Annotated in this window: 14 protein-coding genes; 9 read left to right on the top strand and 5 right to left on the bottom strand. The window is 62.6% G+C overall.

All coding sequences use genetic code 11. The features are described from left to right. Window positions 1-423 precede the first annotated feature (423 nt). The 4 genes from NP825_RS21940 to NP825_RS21925 are packed head-to-tail and all read left to right on the top strand — an operon-like array spanning window position 424 to window position 6,296. Window positions 424-714 (top strand): hypothetical protein, encoded by a 291-nt coding sequence (locus tag NP825_RS21940; protein WP_257551789.1) that lies wholly within the window; start codon window positions 424-426, stop codon window positions 712-714. Next, a complete protein-coding gene (locus NP825_RS21935) occupies window positions 704-3,013 on the top strand; it encodes a type IV secretion system DNA-binding domain-containing protein (RefSeq protein WP_257551788.1) in 2,310 nt (769 codons plus the stop codon). Before NP825_RS21940 ends, NP825_RS21935 begins: the two co-directional genes overlap by 11 nt. Before the next feature lie 3 nt (window positions 3,014-3,016). Further along, on the top strand, window positions 3,017-6,049 hold the full coding sequence (gene mobF, locus NP825_RS21930) for a MobF family relaxase (RefSeq protein ID WP_257551787.1): 3,033 nt from the start codon (window positions 3,017-3,019) through the stop codon (window positions 6,047-6,049). Window positions 6,050-6,095: 46 nt separating this feature from the next. Then, window positions 6,096-6,296 (top strand): hypothetical protein, encoded by a 201-nt coding sequence (locus NP825_RS21925; RefSeq protein ID WP_089221408.1) that lies wholly within the window; start codon window positions 6,096-6,098, stop codon window positions 6,294-6,296. A 113-nt stretch (window positions 6,297-6,409) separates the two neighbouring features. Here NP825_RS21925 and NP825_RS21920 read toward each other — a convergent pair whose 3' ends face one another. Continuing rightward, complete coding sequence (locus tag NP825_RS21920) at window positions 6,410-7,420, bottom strand: 2-hydroxyacid dehydrogenase (protein ID WP_089221407.1); 1,011 nt, start codon at window positions 7,418-7,420, stop codon at window positions 6,410-6,412. A 158-nt stretch (window positions 7,421-7,578) separates the two neighbouring features. On the opposite strand from NP825_RS21920, the gene NP825_RS21915 reads away from it, so the two are divergent. Further along, entirely contained in the window at window positions 7,579-7,974 is a 396-nt protein-coding gene (locus NP825_RS21915) for a cupin domain-containing protein (protein WP_089221406.1), read from the top strand. 29 nt (window positions 7,975-8,003) lie between these two features. On the opposite strand, the gene NP825_RS21910 is transcribed toward NP825_RS21915, so the two are convergent. Together NP825_RS21910 and NP825_RS21905 are read right to left on the bottom strand one after the other, a co-directional pair. Then, window positions 8,004-9,560 carry a bifunctional aminoglycoside phosphotransferase/ATP-binding protein gene (locus NP825_RS21910; protein WP_257551786.1) on the bottom strand — a complete coding sequence of 519 codons (1,557 nt, stop codon included), beginning with the start codon at window positions 9,558-9,560 and terminating at the stop codon, window positions 8,004-8,006. Window positions 9,561-9,566: 6 nt separating this feature from the next. Continuing rightward, the gene (locus NP825_RS21905) at window positions 9,567-9,665 is read right to left on the bottom strand and encodes a hypothetical protein (protein WP_374046584.1); all 99 of its coding nucleotides are present in this window, start codon (window positions 9,663-9,665) and stop codon (window positions 9,567-9,569) included. 101 nt (window positions 9,666-9,766) lie between these two features. On the opposite strand from NP825_RS21905, the gene NP825_RS21900 reads away from it, so the two are divergent. Continuing rightward, window positions 9,767-10,938 (top strand): IS3 family transposase gene (locus NP825_RS21900; RefSeq protein WP_144062197.1). Its coding sequence is split into 2 segments (ribosomal slippage): window positions 9,767-10,034 and window positions 10,034-10,938, totalling 1,173 coding nucleotides; the frame shifts between segments, so codons are not numbered across the junction. Here NP825_RS21900 and NP825_RS21895 read toward each other — a convergent pair. Beyond that, on the bottom strand, window positions 10,939-11,340 hold the full coding sequence (locus NP825_RS21895; protein WP_257551785.1) for an Hsp20/alpha crystallin family protein: 402 nt from the start codon (window positions 11,338-11,340) through the stop codon (window positions 10,939-10,941). A 250-nt stretch (window positions 11,341-11,590) separates the two neighbouring features. On the opposite strand from NP825_RS21895, the gene NP825_RS23690 reads away from it, so the two are divergent. Next, window positions 11,591-12,448 carry a sensor histidine kinase gene (locus tag NP825_RS23690; protein WP_374046582.1) on the top strand — a complete coding sequence of 286 codons (858 nt, stop codon included), beginning with the start codon at window positions 11,591-11,593 and terminating at the stop codon, window positions 12,446-12,448. Window positions 12,449-12,450: 2 nt separating this feature from the next. Here the strand turns inward: NP825_RS23690 and NP825_RS21890 are convergent, their stop codons facing one another. Next, window positions 12,451-13,713 (bottom strand): MgtC/SapB family protein, encoded by a 1,263-nt coding sequence (locus NP825_RS21890; protein ID WP_144062201.1) that lies wholly within the window; start codon window positions 13,711-13,713, stop codon window positions 12,451-12,453. 449 nt (window positions 13,714-14,162) lie between these two features. Here NP825_RS21890 and NP825_RS21885 point away from each other — a divergent pair, with 449 nt between their 5' ends. Further along, a complete protein-coding gene (locus tag NP825_RS21885) occupies window positions 14,163-16,031 on the top strand; it encodes a PAS domain S-box protein (protein ID WP_257551784.1) in 1,869 nt (622 codons plus the stop codon). Further along, complete coding sequence (locus NP825_RS21880; RefSeq protein ID WP_257551783.1) at window positions 16,024-16,638, top strand: response regulator transcription factor; 615 nt, start codon at window positions 16,024-16,026, stop codon at window positions 16,636-16,638. Before NP825_RS21885 ends, NP825_RS21880 begins: the two co-directional genes overlap by 8 nt. Window positions 16,639-16,673 lie beyond the last annotated feature (35 nt).

Here is a 16,673-nt window from a genome sequence, read left to right as displayed (position 1 = left end):
GCGTCGTTCACAACGCTAAGACGCGCAGACTGGCAGTCTCGCTTCGCGTAATCACGCCTTGCACGCCGTTCCGTCCAAAGGACGGCGAGGCGCCCCACCGAAGGCATTTTTCATCCCAGACCATCTGTGTCACATGACGACCCGAGGGTGGAGATCTGCCCTGGTACAGAGCAGCACACCGAACGCACCAGGGTGCATGGACTTTGACAGCGATCCCAATAGGTTAGTGGCACCCAGGTCTGTGTGCTGCTGTGGGACAGCATCCGAGAGGCGGAAAGCACCGCTAAAATCCGCCATTTCAGCGTGTTACGTCAGAACACAGCGCGCCCGTCGCTCGCGACTTCCTTGCCCTCCTGGCGCGGCTGCGCTATAAGACGGATCGGTTTCTGAGACCCCACCAGCCTCCCTGCTAGGAGGCCTGGTTTGACGACCCCCAACAAGCATTGCACGGTCCGCCTCGACCGGAGCAAATATGATCGCCTCGTCGAGCTTGCTACCGAACGTGGTTGCACGCTGACCGACCTGCTCCGCGCGGCCGTCGACAACTTCCTGTCATCCGGCCAGCTGCTGACCTCCAGTCAGCGCCGTATCGCACGGATCGGCGAGTTCCAGCACCTCGCGCTCGACATCATCATCCGCGAACAATTTCCCGAATATCGCGACCGTATCATCGCGGAAACCGACAAGCGCCTGGAGCTCTACCATGGCGCGTAAGGACGACATCCGCACCGATGGCAGAGCCATCCCGCTGACCCATCACAGCGCGCGTGGCAAAGTGCAGCGCAACTCAGGCAATTTCACCCGCGGCAGCCAGCTCATCACCCATGAGATGCTCATGTGGTTCTCGGGTGCGAAACTGCCTTTCATCCTCTGGTTCTTCGCCTTCCTCGGTGCCTGGTTCATCATCATGTCGATCAAGCTCGACGAGCACGGTTTCCAGCTCGTCTGCATGAAGGTCTACGCGACGCTCTGGAACTGGATCGACCTCGATCCAAACAAACGCGTCAACGTCACGCTGCCGAGCGGCGACATCATGCGAACGGTGATGCAGGCAGTCCCTTATATCCCCGAAGTCATCAAGGCTTGGAGCACCGCGATGCGCGGTCTCCTGGGAGCCTTTCTCATCTCGATCTTCGTGACCATTCCGGTGGCCATCTGGTTCGTCGATCTGTCGCATCGGCGGGGGCGTTCGATCCTTCAGGAACGGCACGAACGCGGGGCGATGCTCGTGGCCCGCGACATCCTTCAGGCCGAGATCAGCCAGCACAATCTCGAGAAGTTCGAGGAGGAGGCGCGCGATCTCTTCCCCGGCATGTCCCCTGCCCAGGTCCTCCGCCTTCCTTTCGGCAAGCGGAAGGGGGCGGGAATCCATCATCCTTACACGCTTGCCGGCGTGCCCTTTCCGCATCGGACCGAGCAGTCCCACGTCATGCTCATCGGCACCACCGGCTCGGGCAAGACCACCGAGCTCAGGAGCCTCGTGACGCAGATGCGCGAGCGCCAGGACACCGCCGTCATCTTCGACCTCACCGGCGCCTATGTCGAAGCCTTCTACGATCCCGCGCGCGACACGATCCTCAATCCCATGGACGCGCGCTGCCCGGCCTGGTCGATCTTCAACGACTGCCGCACGCACAGCGAGTTCACCGCGGCGGCGGCTGCCCTGATACCGTCGGATGGTGGTTCGTCCGAGCCCTTCTGGGCGCTCGCCGCGCGCACCCTCTTCATCGAGATGTGCATCCGCTTGATGGAGCGCGGACAGACTACCAATCTCGCGCTGTCCGAGAACCTGATGACCGCCGACCTGAAGCGCGTTCACCGCTTCCTCGCCAATACCATCGCAGACCCGCTGACCGCGCCGGAAGCTGCGCGCATGGCGGAATCGATCCGCGCGGTCTTCAACACCAACGCCCAGGCCTTGCGCTTCCTCCCTGACGACGGCGAGCCCTTCTCGATCCGCGACTGGATCTGCGGGGAGAAGAAGCCGGGATCGATCCTCTTCGTGACGTCGAGCTATGTCGATCTGCCGATGAACCGGGCGCTGCTGACGCTCTGGATGGACCTCGCCATCAACCGCCTGATGACGCTGCCGCGCACACGTAGCTTGCGGACCTGGTTCATGTTCGATGAGCTCGGCGCGCTTCACAAATTGCCGGCGATCGAAAATGGTCTTCAGACCGCGCGCGCGTTCGGTGGTGCAATGATCCTCGGCATCCACAGCTTCGAGAAACTCGTCGAGGTCTATGGCGAGCAGGGCGCGAGAAATCTTGCCTCGCTCGCCCGCTCGAAACTCATTCTCGCGACCGCCGATCTCGACACGGCCGAGCAATGCGCACGCTATATTGGCAACCGCGAGGTCCGCCAGATGGATGAGGCCTATAGCTACGGCTACAACAACACACGCGACGCCTCGACGCTGACCCCGCGCAAGCAGGTCGAGCCGCTCGTCATCGCCGACGACATCACCAACCTGCCCTCGATGCACGGCTTCGTGAAATTCCCCGACGGCTTTCCCGCCGCGCGGATCTTGCTCGAGTGGAAGGACTATCCGCAGGTCGCCCAGGGCTTCGTCCAACGGCCCGATATCGGGCCGGTTCGGTCGAAGCGCGGAGAGGAAGCGTTCGAGGAGGACGGAGCAGGGGAAGCGGGCGGACGGGACGGCGCCGGGCAGGTGATCGAGGAAGTGTCCGAAAGCACCAATCTCGCGAAGGATCTGGCCGCGCGCATCCTGTCCGCCGAGGTCGAGGAAGCGGACGATGCTGCGAGCCGGGCCGCCCAGCGTGCCGACGATCGCGATGAGCAGACCGCGCCCACGCTACACGCCGCGGACAGGGCCCAGGCGGGCCGCGCCAATGGCGAGGAGCAGCCGGTCGCGACGCGCGAGAGGGACCGGGGAAGCGAGCGGCGGTCCGATACGCCGCGAGCGCCCCAGGTCGAGGATCTGACACTGGTCGAGCTGCGCCAGGCCTTCCACCCCGGCCGCGGCGACGACGGCGTCGACATGGGGATCTGATCCATGCTGTCGGTCGCCGCCGTCCGCTCCGCATCCGGCGCCGCGAACTACTTCGCAAAGGACGACTATTATACCGTCGAGGGATCGTCCGAGGCCACCGCCTGGGCGGGGGAGGGCGCCGATGCGATCGGGCTGTCCGGCGAGGTCTCTAAGGAGGCCTTCGAAGGCGTGCTCAACGGCATCCTTCCGAGCGGCGAGGCGGTGGCCCAGGTCGAGAACCGGCGCGCCGGTTACGACCTCACTTTCTCGATGCCGAAGTCCGCGTCGGTCATGGCCTATGTTGCGGGCGACAAGCGTGTGCTGGCCGCGAACATGGCGGCCGTCCAGAAGACCATGGCCTGGGTCGAGAAGAACCTCGCCGAAGGACGCCGCGACGTCGAGGGACGTAAGGTTCCGGTCCAGACCGGCAATCTCGTCTATGCGCTGTTCCAGCACGATACCAGCCGGGCGCTGGATCCACAGGCCCACATCCATGCCGTCATCGCCAATCTCACCCGCATGCCCGACGGCAAATGGCAAGCGCTCCACGCCGACAAGATCTGGAGCCACAACAGCATCATCGGCTCGATCTACCATGCCTTCCTGCGCGCGGGCCTCGAACAGATCGGCTACCAGCTCGACATGAAGGGCAAGCACGGCACGTTCGAGATCGCCGGCGTGCCCAAGGCGGTGATCGCCGAATATAGCCAGCGGCGCGAAGAGATCCTCGACCGTGCGACCCAGCTCGGGATCAAGTCGCCCGAGGGTCTGCGCGAGATCACCAAGCGGTCGCGCGATCCCAAGCTCGATGTCGAGGACCGCGCCGCGCTGAAGCAGGACTGGGTGGACAGGGCCGCTGCGCTCGGGTTCGACGGAAAGGAATTGCGCGCGGCGGCCGAGGCGCGCGCAGGGCTGACGCCGTCCGAAAATGCACTCGAACGCGGCTACCGCGCGATCGTCGATGCCGTCGATGGCGCCCGCCAGACGCTGGGTGCGCTCCTTCGCCCCCAGGACCCCTTGGTGGACAATGCGCTTGCCCGAGCGGTCAGGTCGCCGGCCGAAGCGCGCGCGCAGCTTGGCGTCGCGTCCGCCGTGCGCATCCTTTCCGAACGCGAAGCCGCCTGGCCCGTCGCTCTGCTCAGCAAGACCGCGCTCGATCTCGGTCTCAAGGGCGTCACCGTCGATATGATCGAGAAGCGGATCGACCGGCTCGTGACGAACCGTCAGCTCATTCCGGGCGTCGCGACGGCAGCGGACCGGACGGGCCGCATGGTGACCACGCAGGAGGCGCTGCGCACCGAGGAGAGGATTCTTGGCGCGGTCGATGAGGGCAAAGGGAAAGCCGAACCGATCGTCGCGGCGGCCGACGCGCCGCAGCGCCTGCAGGATGCGGCGGCGCTTCCTCTGAACCCGGGACAGCTTGCCGCGGCGACGATGATCCTCTCCTCGGCCGACCGCACGGTGTCGGTCCAGGGCGTCGCCGGCGCGGGCAAGTCGACCATGCTGCAGGCGGTGGCCCGGGTTGCGGAAGCCGAGGGGCGCGAGATCACCGGCCTCGCATTTCAGAACAAGATGGTGGCGGACCTCGCCGAAGGGGCCGGGATCAAGGCGCAGACGATCGCCTCGTTCGTGCTTGCCAACGAGCGTTTCATCTCCGAGCGCGATACGCCCCGCTACGAGGCGGCGCGCGAGAAGCTCGCCGGCACCATGCTGATCGTCGACGAAACTTCGATGGTGTCGTCGAACGACATGCTCAAGCTCCACCAGATCACGGCAGCGGTGGGCGTCGACAAGCTGGTGCTGGTCGGCGATCGCCAACAGCTCTCCTCGATCGATGCCGGCAAGGCCTTCGCGATGATCCAGGCGGGCGGTGGCACCGTGGCGCGGATGGACCAGAACATCCGCCAGCGCACCGACCAGCTGCGGACGGTCGCCGCTCTCGCCAATATCGGCAAGGCCGGCGCGGCGATGAAGGTGCTGGGGGACCATGTGGTCGAGACGGCCGAGCCAGCCGCCGCGGCGGCCGCCATGTGGCTGGCGCTGGATCCGGCCGGGCGGGAAGCAACCGCCGTCTTCGCCTCGGGCCGCGATGCGCGCGCCATCATCAACTCGGCGATCCAGGACGGACTCGTCGCCGAGGGCAGCGTCAAGGGACAGGGCATCCACCTCACCGTCTACGAGCGGGTCAACACCACGCGCGAGGAGCTGCGCTATGCCTCGACCTACCGGCCGGGCCAGACGCTCGAGGTCGGCCGCGGCGGTGCGCAGGATGTAGGCATCAGGGCCGGTCGCTACGACGTCCTCAAGGTCCATGCCAATGGCAAGGTCGAACTCGCCGAGGGCCGTCGCAAGTTCCGGTTCGACCCGCAGAAGCTGTCGCCGACCGAACAGCGCGATCGGCTCCAGCTCTCGGAGAAGAAGGATCTGCAGCTCCGCGAAGGCGATCGCATCCGCTGGACCGCCAACGACAAGGAGCGCGGCCTGCATAACGCGGCGCTCGCTCGCGTCGTCGGCGTCGATGCCGACGGGGTGAAGGTCGAGACCGCAGACAAGTCGCTCCTGACGCTCGGGCTCGGTGATCCCATGCTCTCCAGGCTCGACCTTGCCTACAGCCTCAACATGCACATGGCGCAGGGGATCACCACCGACAAGGCGATCACCGTCATGTCCGCGCACGAGCGCAACCTCTCGAACCAGCGCCTGTTCAACGTCGGCGTCACCCGCGTGCGCGACGAGCTCACCATGATCGTCGACGACAAGGAGAAGCTCGAGCGCCAGCTCGATATGAATCCAGGCAACAAGACCTCTGCGATGGAGACGCTTGGTCGCCTCGACATCGATGGGAAGAAGGGGACGTCCCCCCACGACAAGTTCGATCCCGGGCCGATCGAGGGCGTCGATCTCACGGACCTTCCACCCCTGCCCACCGACCTGCCCCCGTTGCCAGATGGGGCAGTGCCGGCGGCGAAGGATCCGCAGCGCCCACCCGATCTGAATCCTGATCGCGGCGACGTGCTGCCGCCGCTGCCGGAGCGAAGCCTGGGTCTCGATTTGTAGCTTGAAGCCGCCGGCGAGGGGCCGGCCGCAATGAAGGAGAAATCCCATGGGATGGGAATTCGAAGAAGCCGGTAAGTTCGGCAGTGAGAAGGCGGCCGACGACTATGCCCGGCGCAACAATATCGACCCTCGCGATGTCCATATCGCGCGCAAGGGCGATGAGGTCGAGCTTAGCATTCGCCGCTCCGCTCTCGATCGCCGAGGCTTGCGCGATAGTCATGAGGGCAGGCGGGATGGCTGGAGTTGAGGGGGGGCCTCGCTCTCCTGTTGCCGGCATGGAGAGACTATGTCAGTCGCTGCACCATGTTCGCCCTTAAGGCTCGGGGAGGGGGTCGCGCTGTATCCTACGACTATCGATCCTCAGGCCAGGAGTTCCGTTCCGATCTGATGTGCTGTCTGACCGCTCTCTTCGAAGCTCGAGATGTTGTGGATCGTGGTCTCCGCGATGGCTGTGAGCGCCTCGCGGGTGAAAAAGCCCTGATGGCCTGTAATGAGGACATTCGGGAATGTCAGGAGGCGCGCGAAAACATCATCCTGCAGCATGGTTTCCGACAGGTTTCGGAAGAAGAGATCACCTTCTTCTTCATAGACATCGAGGCCCAACGCCCCAATCCTTCCCGACTTCAATCCGGCGATGACAGCGCGGGTATCCACGACGGCTCCCCGGCTCGTATTGATCAGCATCGCACCCTCGCGGATCAGCTTGAGCGAGTTCGCATTGATCAGATGATGCGTTTGCGGCGTGAGCGGGCAATGGATGGTTACGATGTCGGATCGTTCCATCAGCTCGGGGAACGGCACGTAGGTCACGCCCCGCTGCTCGAGGGTCTCATCCGGGACTGGGTCGAAGGCCAATAGCGTGCATCCGAATCCTTGAAGGATATGGGCCACGAGCGTTCCAATGCGGCCGGTCCCCACAATCCCGACTGTTCGGTTGCCGAGGTTGAACCCAAGCAGGCCGTCCAGCGCGAAGTTCCCTTCCCGGACCCGGACATAGGCCCGGTGCAGCTTGCGGTTGAGCGACAGGATGAGCGCGACGGTGTGTTCGGCAATTGCTGCGGGGGAATAGGCTGGTACGCGCGCGACGGCGATCTTCAGCGCCTCAGCCGCTTCGAGATCGACATGATTGAAACCGGCGCATCGCAAGGCAATCAGTTTCGTCCCTTGGCCGTGAAGCGCGGCGAGCACGTTTCGATCGAGGTGGTCGTTGACGAAGGCGCAGATCGCATCCGATCCCGCCGCCAGCGCCATCGTCTGCTCCGAGAGGCCGGCGTCGAAATAACGCAAGGCGTGCGAATTTCCAGCCGCCGCGTTGGCCAGATCGAGAAATTCCCGATCATAGCTGCGGGTGCTAAAAACGGCGACGTCCATCTACCTGCTTCTCCTGGCCGCAGTGTGCGTGTCCTAAGTATGATCCCGGACAGACAGCCATGTCGATCCGGGGCAAGCGTCACCACACTTTGTCATAATCCGTCAGCAGGATCACTCTCTGAAGCGAATCTCGCGGGCAGATCAGGAAGGACATCACAATGCAGGGATTTATCGGCGACATCGAAAATCTGACCGAGGATAATGAGGACTTTCGCCGTGTTCTCTACACGGGCCGAAATCTGCAACTCGTGCTCATGGCTTTGAAGCCCGGTGAGGAAATTGGGCTCGAAATACACGATGATCGTGACCAGTTCTTTCGGGTCGAGAAGGGCAGCGGCGAGGTTCTCATTGATGGCGTTCGCACGGCCATCAAGGGCGATGACGGCATCATCGTTCCTGCCGGGGCCGAGCACAATATCGTCAACACCGGCGACAAGCTGCTGCAGCTTTACACCATCTATGGGCCGCCGGAACATATCGACGGTACGATCCATCGCACGAAGGCCGATGCCGAAGCGTCGCACGAACATTTCGACGGCCGGACAACGGAATAGACGGGTTCCGCTCGGCCCGGATTGGACGATCAGCGGTCTCCTCCGAGGAGGATTGTTCGCACCTTGCCTGCGACGACCTCGCGTGCGCCGTCCGCTCTTACCTTGTGCCAGTCAACACTGCCGATATCATAATGTGCCTGCGCTTCGGCCACGACGGCATCGGCATCCGAGGCATCGTTCGCGCGCGTCGTGATTCGTTGTTTCAACAGATCGGGCGCGGCTTCGAGCCAGATACCCTCGAATGGAAGGCCCTGGCGCCGTGCGATCCGACCGATCGCATCGCGCTCCACCGGCCTTGCAAAGACCGCGTCCGCTATCGCGGCCTGCCCGGCGTGCAGGGTGTGACTGGCCAATCGTTCCAACTCGCCATAGACTGCCGCGTTTGCTGTCGAGGTATAAGAGGCACTGGGAAGCGGGGTTTCCGGCGGAACGCCCGCCAGCCGCTTGCGCAAGACATCCGACCTTAGAATTCGGGCACCGGGAGCCCGACCCAGACATGGAGCCACCAGCCTGGCAATGGTCGACTTTCCGGTTCCGGAAAGCCCGCCGATCGCGACGAGGCGCGGCGGCACGGGAACGAGCAGCTTATTGGCGAGCGCCAGATAATGCCGGGCCTTGTACGCTAGGTCCGAGTCCGGTGTCCCCGCCGCTTGTGCCGCCAAGGCATGGGCCCGGATGGTCGCGCGGATGGAAAGAAACAAGGGGAGGAGCGCTATGCCCGCCTCATCCTGCGGAGAAATGTCCAGATAGCGGTTCAGCAGCAGATTCGCCTGCGTTTGAAGCCCGCGCGCCCAAAGATCCATCAACAGGAAGCCGAGATCGTAGAGCACATCGGTCGTTGCAAGCGTCGGATCGAACTCGAGGCAATCGAACAAGACAGGCTCATCGTCGATCACCGCAATATTCGCGAGATGCAGGTCACCATGCCCGTGCCTGACGCGGCCCTGGCGGGTGCGCGCATCCAGCAATTCGGCATGGCAAAGCGCCTGTTCCATTTGCCGTTCAATCAAACCGCTTGCGGCAGCGGCCGGCAATATCTCGCCAAATCGCGCCATGCTCGTCCGATTTCCCGAAATCACCGCCGCGATACGTTTCGCGCCCGATTGCGAGCGGTGCACCTCCGCATCACCGTGAAATGCTTCGATCTGATCAGCGAGGCTCGTGACCAGCCGATCATCCAACCCGCCGCGAGCGGCGACGTCCTCGAGCAAGGCACCATCCGCAAAGCGCCGCATTTCGAGGAGCCAGTCGACGGCTTCTCCCTGTCCCTCCATGTTGAGCTTGCCAGTGCCATCCCGACAGATCGGGCGGACCGCAAGATAGAGCGACGGCGCCGTCCTGCGGTTGAGTGACAGTTCCGCCTCAAGCGCGGCGCGGCGCTTGTCCACGCTCGAAAAGTCGAGATAGTCGTAATGGACGGCTTGCTTGAGCTTCCAGGCGCGATCGCCGGCCAGAAATATGTGCGCGGCGTGCGTATCTATCCGGCGCGCGGTTTCTCCAGGCTTTAGCGCACCCGGCGACTCCAGGAAGGTGACGACATCGGCTTGCTTTCCAGTCATGCCGATCAGCGGGGCCGATGCCGTCATCCCGGGCTAGTCCTTGCCGATTTCGATCTTGCGACTGCGTGCAGGCACGTTCTCGTCCTTTGCCAGGGTCACGGTCAGGACGCCATCCTTGAACCCGGCAGTGATCTCGTTCTGATCAACATCGCTCGGCAGGGATATGGTCTGCCTTGGAAAAACTGGTCCAATTCTAGAGAGAGCCCATTGTGGCGAGAGAATTGGAGAAAGTTATGGGACGTCAACGTTTTACGCCGGAACAGATCATCGCGAAGCTGCGTGAGGCGGATGTGCTGGTCGGGCGGGGATCGACAGCGATCGAGGCTTGCCGGCAGATCGGGATATCGGAGCAGACGCTGTATCGGTGGCGCAAGGAATATGGCGGCTTGAAGGTCGATCAGGCGCGGCGGATGAAGGATTTGGAGCGAGAGAACGCGCGGTTGAAGCGGCTTGTCGCGGACCTCGCGTTGGACAAGGCGATCCTGCAAGAGGCGTCGAAGCTGACTTTTTAAGCCCCTCCCGCCGCCGCGAAGCGATCGAGCAGGTCCGTCGTGCGTTGCCGGTATCGGAACGACGGACCTGCCGCGTACTCGGCCAGCATCGCTCGACGCAGCGACATCCCCCGAAGGATGATGCCGACGAACGGCGCCTGACGGCCGACATCATCGTGCTGGCGAAGGATTATGGCCGTTACGGCTATCGCCGTATCCATGCGCTGCTCGGACATGCTGGCTGGCAGGTCAGCCTGTCGGTGGTCGAGCGCATCTGGCGGCGGGAGGGTTTAAAGGTGCCGAAGAAACAACCGAAGCGGCGCCGGCTCTGGCTTGGTGACGGGTCGTGCATCCGGCTGCGCCCGTTTCATCGCGGGCATGTGTGGTCCTATGACTTCGTCGAGGATCAGACGCACAACGGAAGGAAGTTCCGGATGCTCAACATCATCGACGAATACAGTCGCGAGTGCCTGGCAATGGTGCCGCTGCGGCGGTTCCGTTCGAACGATGTCATCGACGTGCTCGCCGATCTGTTCATCGAACATGGCCCGCCCGAGTATATCAGGTCCGATAACGGCCCCGAGTTCGTCGCCCATGCGGTGCGCGAATGGCTCGGCCGGCTTGGCGTCACGACCCTCTATATCGAGCCCGGCAGTCCGTGGGAGAATGGCTATATCGAGAGCTTCAATGCCCGCCTGCGGGACGAACTGCTCAACGGCGAAATCTTCTACAGCCTCGAGGAAGTCCGTTGCGTCACCGGCTGGTGGCGGGAGCACTACAATCGCGTCCGGCCTCATAGCAGCCTTGGGTACCGCCCACCGGCTCCGGAAACGATCAAGATGCCAGCCTGGCCGCTCGGCTCCGCTGCGCTCCGCCTCCCGCCCAGGCTGGCATCGGAGGCGATCTTCAACTAACTATGCAACCGGACCAGTCATCGCGGGCAGCCCAGATATCTGGCGGTGAAACGAGCCGTAACGGCGCTCGCTGTACAGATAGCCTTTGTCCTTGCGCTCGGTTTCTTCCTTCTTTTCGCCCGAGATATCGAGTACGCCTTCGGTGATATTAACTGCGATATCTTCCTCGCTGAGGCCAGGCAGTTCGACGGTCAGGCGATAGGCTTTGCCATCATCCACCATCTCGACGGCCGGCACGGGCGCTGTCGGTGATCGATTGCCAAAGCTGAATATGCTCGATGCGGGTCGGCCGAAATCTTCGAACAAGCGGTCGATCTCACCACGCAGCCAGTCCATTGGACGATCCCCAGACCGGCTGACAGGAGTTCCTTTTGACGCGGAAACCGGGACCTGATCAGTCATTGCACACCTCCTTCGAACGGGAACCCGAAGGCCAGCAATCGGCAGAAACAAGTTCGCCGCAGAAACGACACGAACCGTTGTTCCATCAATCGGCTCTCGAGTGTGACGAAGATAATATCCTCAGCCTACGCGCCTCTATTCGGGAATCTACGGAGGCCGCTCATGGTGTGCCACATATCCGCCCCTGCTCATGCAACCCGCTACGTAACTTTCCCAATTCACGTGAACCTGCCCGCAGTGACAGAATTATATGGATAAAGGAGCGTATGCTCGATGGCGCGCGCAGATTGTGGGGCGGGAGAATATCTGCGGCTTCGGCGCTTCATTCGGGATCGCCGAGTCGGCGCGCTGCGGAGTCACTTTGACGACCGTTCTGCCTTCCAGGGAAATCAATCCGATGGTTCGCATGTTCGACCTCAACCAGCATCTCCGGACGCTGCAATTGCGTCTTGACGCTCGAAGCAGCGATGAGGCGCAGATCGAAATTAAAGTCTCAGCGGAGAAGGCTCTGGTCAGGTTTGATGCGTCGGTCCTTGATGCTGCACTCGTCGAGCTTGTCGACAATGCGCGCACTGCTCTTGCAATCGGGGGGCGCATCATTGTGCGAGCCAAGCGCGTGGGGCGTCGGTTATGGGTCACCGTTGCAGACACGGGAAAAGGGATGAGCCCGCCGGAACGCACAGCCGTTCTGGATGGCGCGCATGACACTGGCCTCGGTCAAATTCGCCATTTCGCACGATCCTGTCACGCCAGATTTCGACTTCGTAGCGCAGTCGGCCGGGGCACGGTTGCCGTGCTCATGATACCGCTTGTCCTCAATGTTGGCCTTACTCGTCAGGCGGGATCGCTAGCGCCCGCAGGGAGGCAAGCACGGCTACATGAACGCCGCGGAAGACTGCAGCGTGGACAGCCAAGAAGGAACAAGGCCCATATGAATGCTCAGCCCGTCGAACCCAAGCCTGACATTATTCGGCCATTGGCCCCGCCAGAGACTCCCGCACCTCCAGAGCCCCGGGAAACGCCTATGCCCAATCCCCCTGAAATCATCCCAAGCCAGCCTGATTTCGTACCGGGTGTGCCACCGGAGGAATACCCCGCCAGTGTCTAATTCTATCTGAGCGCGAGAAGCACCGCGATCCCCACGCCGGAGGCCAGTACCGCGGCGAACAGGGGGCCGGACGCCTTCCAGCCCTGCTGGCGGGGGCCGGCGATCCCGAGCGCCAGAAGGCCCTTGAAGGCCGTGTTCGCGAGCACGGGGACCGCCAGCACCAGGCCTGCCGTGTTTTCGTCGAGAACATCCCTGGGCATTCCCGCGAGAGTGAGGACCGCCGCGTCGACATCCCACATGCCGGTCAGGCCCAGCACGACGACAATGCCCTGGTTGCCGAACTGTTCGAGCGCCCAGCGTGCCGGCACGGCCATCACCGCCACCACTCCGGCGAGCAACAGCGCCGGTCCAAAATCGAGCGGGTTGCCGAGCTTCACCTCAGCGCTGCTCGTCTTTGCGTTATATTTGCGAAGCGCGATCAATGTCGTCAATCCGCCGACGATGAACGCTGGAACCATGGCCAGAGCCAGCGACCGGGCTGCGTAGGGGATGAGGGCAATCGACAACAGCTGGACGCGCACAAACATCACCAGCGAGGCAAGCGCTATACCGGCAATAAGAGGAGCTTCCGGTCCGTCTTTTGCGCGCAATCGCCGCGCATAGGTTGCGGTCACGGCCGTTGAGGACACAAGCGATCCGCATAGCGCGGTTATCATGATGCCTTTCTCGGATCCCAGTCGGCGGGTCGCGACATAGCCAGCGAAGGAAAGTCCGAGGACCACGACCACCACCATCCAGATCTGGCGGGGATTCCAGGCATCGTAGGGGCCGAGATTGCGATCCGGGAGCAACGGCAGGATGACGAGGGCCACGAGCGCAAAGCGCGCGATCGAATCGACTTCCTGTGCCGTCATGCCTTTCAGCATGGCGTGGGCCTGTCCGCGCAGCGTGAGGATCAGCGTGGTCACGGCGGCGACCGCCAGCGCCTCGCTGACCTGGCCCCTGGCGGCGATGTAACCCAAAGCGAAGGTGATGATCCCAACCAGCGTATTGGTGACCGAAAGACTCCCTTCGCGTGCGAGAGCGCCGCGGTAACCGAGGACCAGGCTCGACAGCGTGGCGAGCGTAATGACGGCGGCCAGAAGATCCGGGACGTGCCCGGCGAGTCCGCCGGCGAGGCCAATCAGACCAAATGTTCTGAGCCCGCTCACCCGGCTTCCATCGATCGCATTCCGCTGGCGCCAACCGCGTTCGATGCCGATCAGGATGCCAACTGCCAGAGAGGCCGTCAGGGTACGCAGCAATTCAGCGTCAGGCATGTTCATGGAGTTGCCTTGTCGGGATCCAGATTGATCGAATGGTGGACGGTGTGGGCACACGGAACAGCCTGCACACTTGCACCCACCCCTTTCCAAACGTGCCGAATGAACCAACGCGGCGCCATTTATTCCCCCTGCCTATCAATCGTGTCGGTTCGTCGACGAAACACGAAATGGGGTCTATCTTCCAGGCGCCGTCATGGGAATCCGTATTTGTTCCAATGACCGGCAGAGGGCGAGCGTCGCGCGCTGCGGCAGAGATGAAGGTAATCCGTCGCAATTCCCAGAGGCCTGACCTCGCAACTTTCGATGGCTCAATCCGGGTTCAATCGATAGAAAACGGAACAAAAGGGGAGTGTGTCCGCGCGGTGCGGCTCCCTTCACCACGGCGAGGGAGCAAAGCAATTCCGGATACCAACCGGCCATCGGAACGGAAGGGCGCCTTTGCGCCGGCATTGGCCGCTGCCAGGCTGCTCGCCAGTCCTTCGATCCGTTCCCAGATCATCACGGCGGTTCTCGCGGGTCTCGCGGTCGCGATTATCACCTTCGTGACCCGCGAACAGCTCGCTGTGCACGTCGATGAACGCGTCCATTACTTCGTGGCCCTGGGTGTGGCGGGCATGGTGCTGGTCGCGCTCAGGCCCGACCTGTTCGTGATCTCGAGCCTCTCGCTCGTAACCCTTGCAACGCTTGTCATCGTCGACGGCTGGCCCACCGCAACGAGCCAGCAGATAGCCGTCGCGATCTTTCTCTTCGCGATGTTCCTCCTGTGGCGCAATCACCATCGCACCGTCACGGTCACGCGCGAACTGGCCGAAAGCGCGGTCATCCTCGCCGAAGAGCTTAACCTCCTGATCGACGGCGCGCAGGATTACGCCATCTACATGCTCGATCCCGACGGAAACGTCACGATCTGGAACGAAGGCGCCCAGCGACTGAAGGGCTGGACCGCCGCGGAAATGATCGGGAGACCGGCCGATCTCTTCTATCCTGATGACGCCGTTGCCGCCGGCAAACCGGCGTTGATCCGGGCCGAAGCGGTTGCACGCGGCAAGATAGAGATGGACGACTGGCGCGTCCGCAAGGATGGCAGCGAATTTCTCGCCCATGTTGCGATCACGGCGTTGAAGAATCCGGACGGGACGGTTCGCAGCTTTGCGATCGTCGTCCGCGACATTACCGACCAGCGCGCCGCCGAAAGCTCGCTCCGCAACAGCGAGGCGCATCTTCGCTCAATCCTGTCGACCGTTCCCGATGCGATGATCGTTATCGACGAGCGGGGGACAATGCTGTCCTTCAGTGCTGCGGCCGAGCGCCTGTTCGGGTACGCGCAGGCCGAAGTCCTGGGCGCCAATGTGAGCATGCTCATGCCCTCGCCCTATCGCGAACGTCATGACGGCTATCTCGAACGCTATCTCACGACGGGCGAGCGCCGGATCATCGGTATCGGCCGGGTGGTCTTCGCAATGCGCAAGGACGGGACCACATTTCCGATGGAATTGTCAGTGGGCGAGGCAACCGGCGACGGCCAGCGTGTCTTCACGGGCTTCATCCGCGACCTTACGGACCGCCATCGAACGCAGGAGCGGCTCGAGGAACTTCAATCCGAGCTTATACACGTCGCCCGCGTCAGCGCGATGGGAACCATGGCATCCACCCTGGCCCACGAACTCAACCAGCCGATCACAGCGGTTGCAAACTATGTCGAAGCCGTTCGCGATTTGCTGGCCGAGCCGGATCCCGACGAGCTGCCGGAAATTGTCGAGGCGTTGCAGGAGGCCGCAGGGGAGGCCATGCGCGCGGGCCAAATCGTCAGGCGGCTACGTGATTTCGTGGCGCGCGGCGAAGTTGAAAAGACGGTCGAGAGCCTGCCTGATCTGATCAACGAATCTGCCGCTTTCGGGTTGCTGGGCGCGGGTGACAAGTCGATCGGAACCCGGATCGATATCGATCACGAGGCAGCGAGCGTGCTGGTCGACAAGATCCAGATCCAGCAGGTTCTGGTCAACCTTATCCGCAACGCGGTGGACGCGATGAGTACGGCCACCCGCCGCGTTCTCACGATCCGGACGGCGCCCGATCAGCCAGGATTTGTTCGCGTGACGGTGGCTGACACGGGGCCTGGTGTGGCGCCCGAGGTGGCAGCCCAGCTCTTCAAGGCATTCGTGAGCACCAAAACGGAAGGCATGGGTCTTGGCCTCTCCATTTGCCGAACCATCGTCGAAGCCAATGGCGGCCGCATCTGGATGGAGCCAGCGGAAGGGGGCGGTACCCAGTTCCATTTTACCTTGATAAGGACGGAGGCGGAGAAGCTGGATGGATGAAAAACGTGTTGTTCACATAGTCGATGACGAGGATTCGATCCGCCGTTCGACTGGTTTCATGCTGAAGAAATCGGGTTTTTCGGTGACGCCGTGGGTTTCCGGCGTGGAATTTCTTAAAAATCTCAAGCAGGCCGAGCAGGGTTGTATCCTGCTTGATGTCCGCATGCCCGAGATGGATGGCCTGGCAGTCCAGCAGGAACTGAACGCGCGTGGTATATCCATGCCTGTTGTTGTCCTGACCGGCCATGGGGACGTTACAATCGCCGTTCAGGCGATGAAGGCCGGGGCGGTCGATTTCCTGGAGAAGCCGTTCGAGAAGGCGGTATTGATCACGGCCATCGAAACCGCCTTTGAGCGCCTTGCCGATGCCGAAGGCAGGGCGAGCCGGGCGGCCGATGCGACCATCCTCATCGCGGGTCTCTCCGCACGTGAGCAGGACGTCCTCAAGGGACTTGCCCAGGGCTTGCCGAACAAATCCATCGCCTATGACCTCGGCATTTCGCCGCGTACGGTAGAAGTTCATCGTGCCAATCTGATGACAAAGCTCGGCGTCCGCAGCCTGTCGGAGGCTCTTCGCATCGCATTTTCCGCGGGCGTAACCGGCTAAGGCTTCGGACACTTACGTAGCGACCCGTCGCCGAT

It is taken from the genome of Sphingopyxis sp. DBS4, from assembly GCF_024628865.1.
GTDB lineage: Bacteria > Pseudomonadota > Alphaproteobacteria > Sphingomonadales > Sphingomonadaceae > Sphingopyxis.
Note: the sequence above shows the minus strand (reverse complement) of the source record. Positions and strands in the feature narration are given on the sequence as shown.

Bases quoted from the DNA above. Each gene is read 5' to 3' on its own strand.
- NP825_RS21915 (WP_089221406.1), top strand. From the start codon at position 7,579: ATGCAGGGATTTATCGGCGACATCGAAAATCTGACCGAGGATAATGAG.
- NP825_RS21935 (WP_257551788.1), top strand. From the start codon at position 704: ATGGCGCGTAAGGACGACATCCGCACCGATGGCAGAGCCATCCCGCTG.
- NP825_RS21895 (WP_257551785.1), bottom strand. From the start codon at position 11,340: ATGACTGATCAGGTCCCGGTTTCCGCGTCAAAAGGAACTCCTGTCAGC.
- NP825_RS23690 (WP_374046582.1), top strand. From the start codon at position 11,591: ATGGATAAAGGAGCGTATGCTCGATGGCGCGCGCAGATTGTGGGGCGG.
- NP825_RS21920 (WP_089221407.1), bottom strand. From the start codon at position 7,420: ATGGACGTCGCCGTTTTTAGCACCCGCAGCTATGATCGGGAATTTCTC.
- NP825_RS21910 (WP_257551786.1), bottom strand. From the start codon at position 9,560: ATGACGGCATCGGCCCCGCTGATCGGCATGACTGGAAAGCAAGCCGAT.
- mobF (WP_257551787.1), top strand. From the start codon at position 3,017: ATGCTGTCGGTCGCCGCCGTCCGCTCCGCATCCGGCGCCGCGAACTAC.
- NP825_RS21890 (WP_144062201.1), bottom strand. From the start codon at position 13,713: ATGAACATGCCTGACGCTGAATTGCTGCGTACCCTGACGGCCTCTCTG.
- NP825_RS21925 (WP_089221408.1), top strand. From the start codon at position 6,096: ATGGGATGGGAATTCGAAGAAGCCGGTAAGTTCGGCAGTGAGAAGGCG.
- NP825_RS21880 (WP_257551783.1), top strand. From the start codon at position 16,024: ATGGATGAAAAACGTGTTGTTCACATAGTCGATGACGAGGATTCGATC.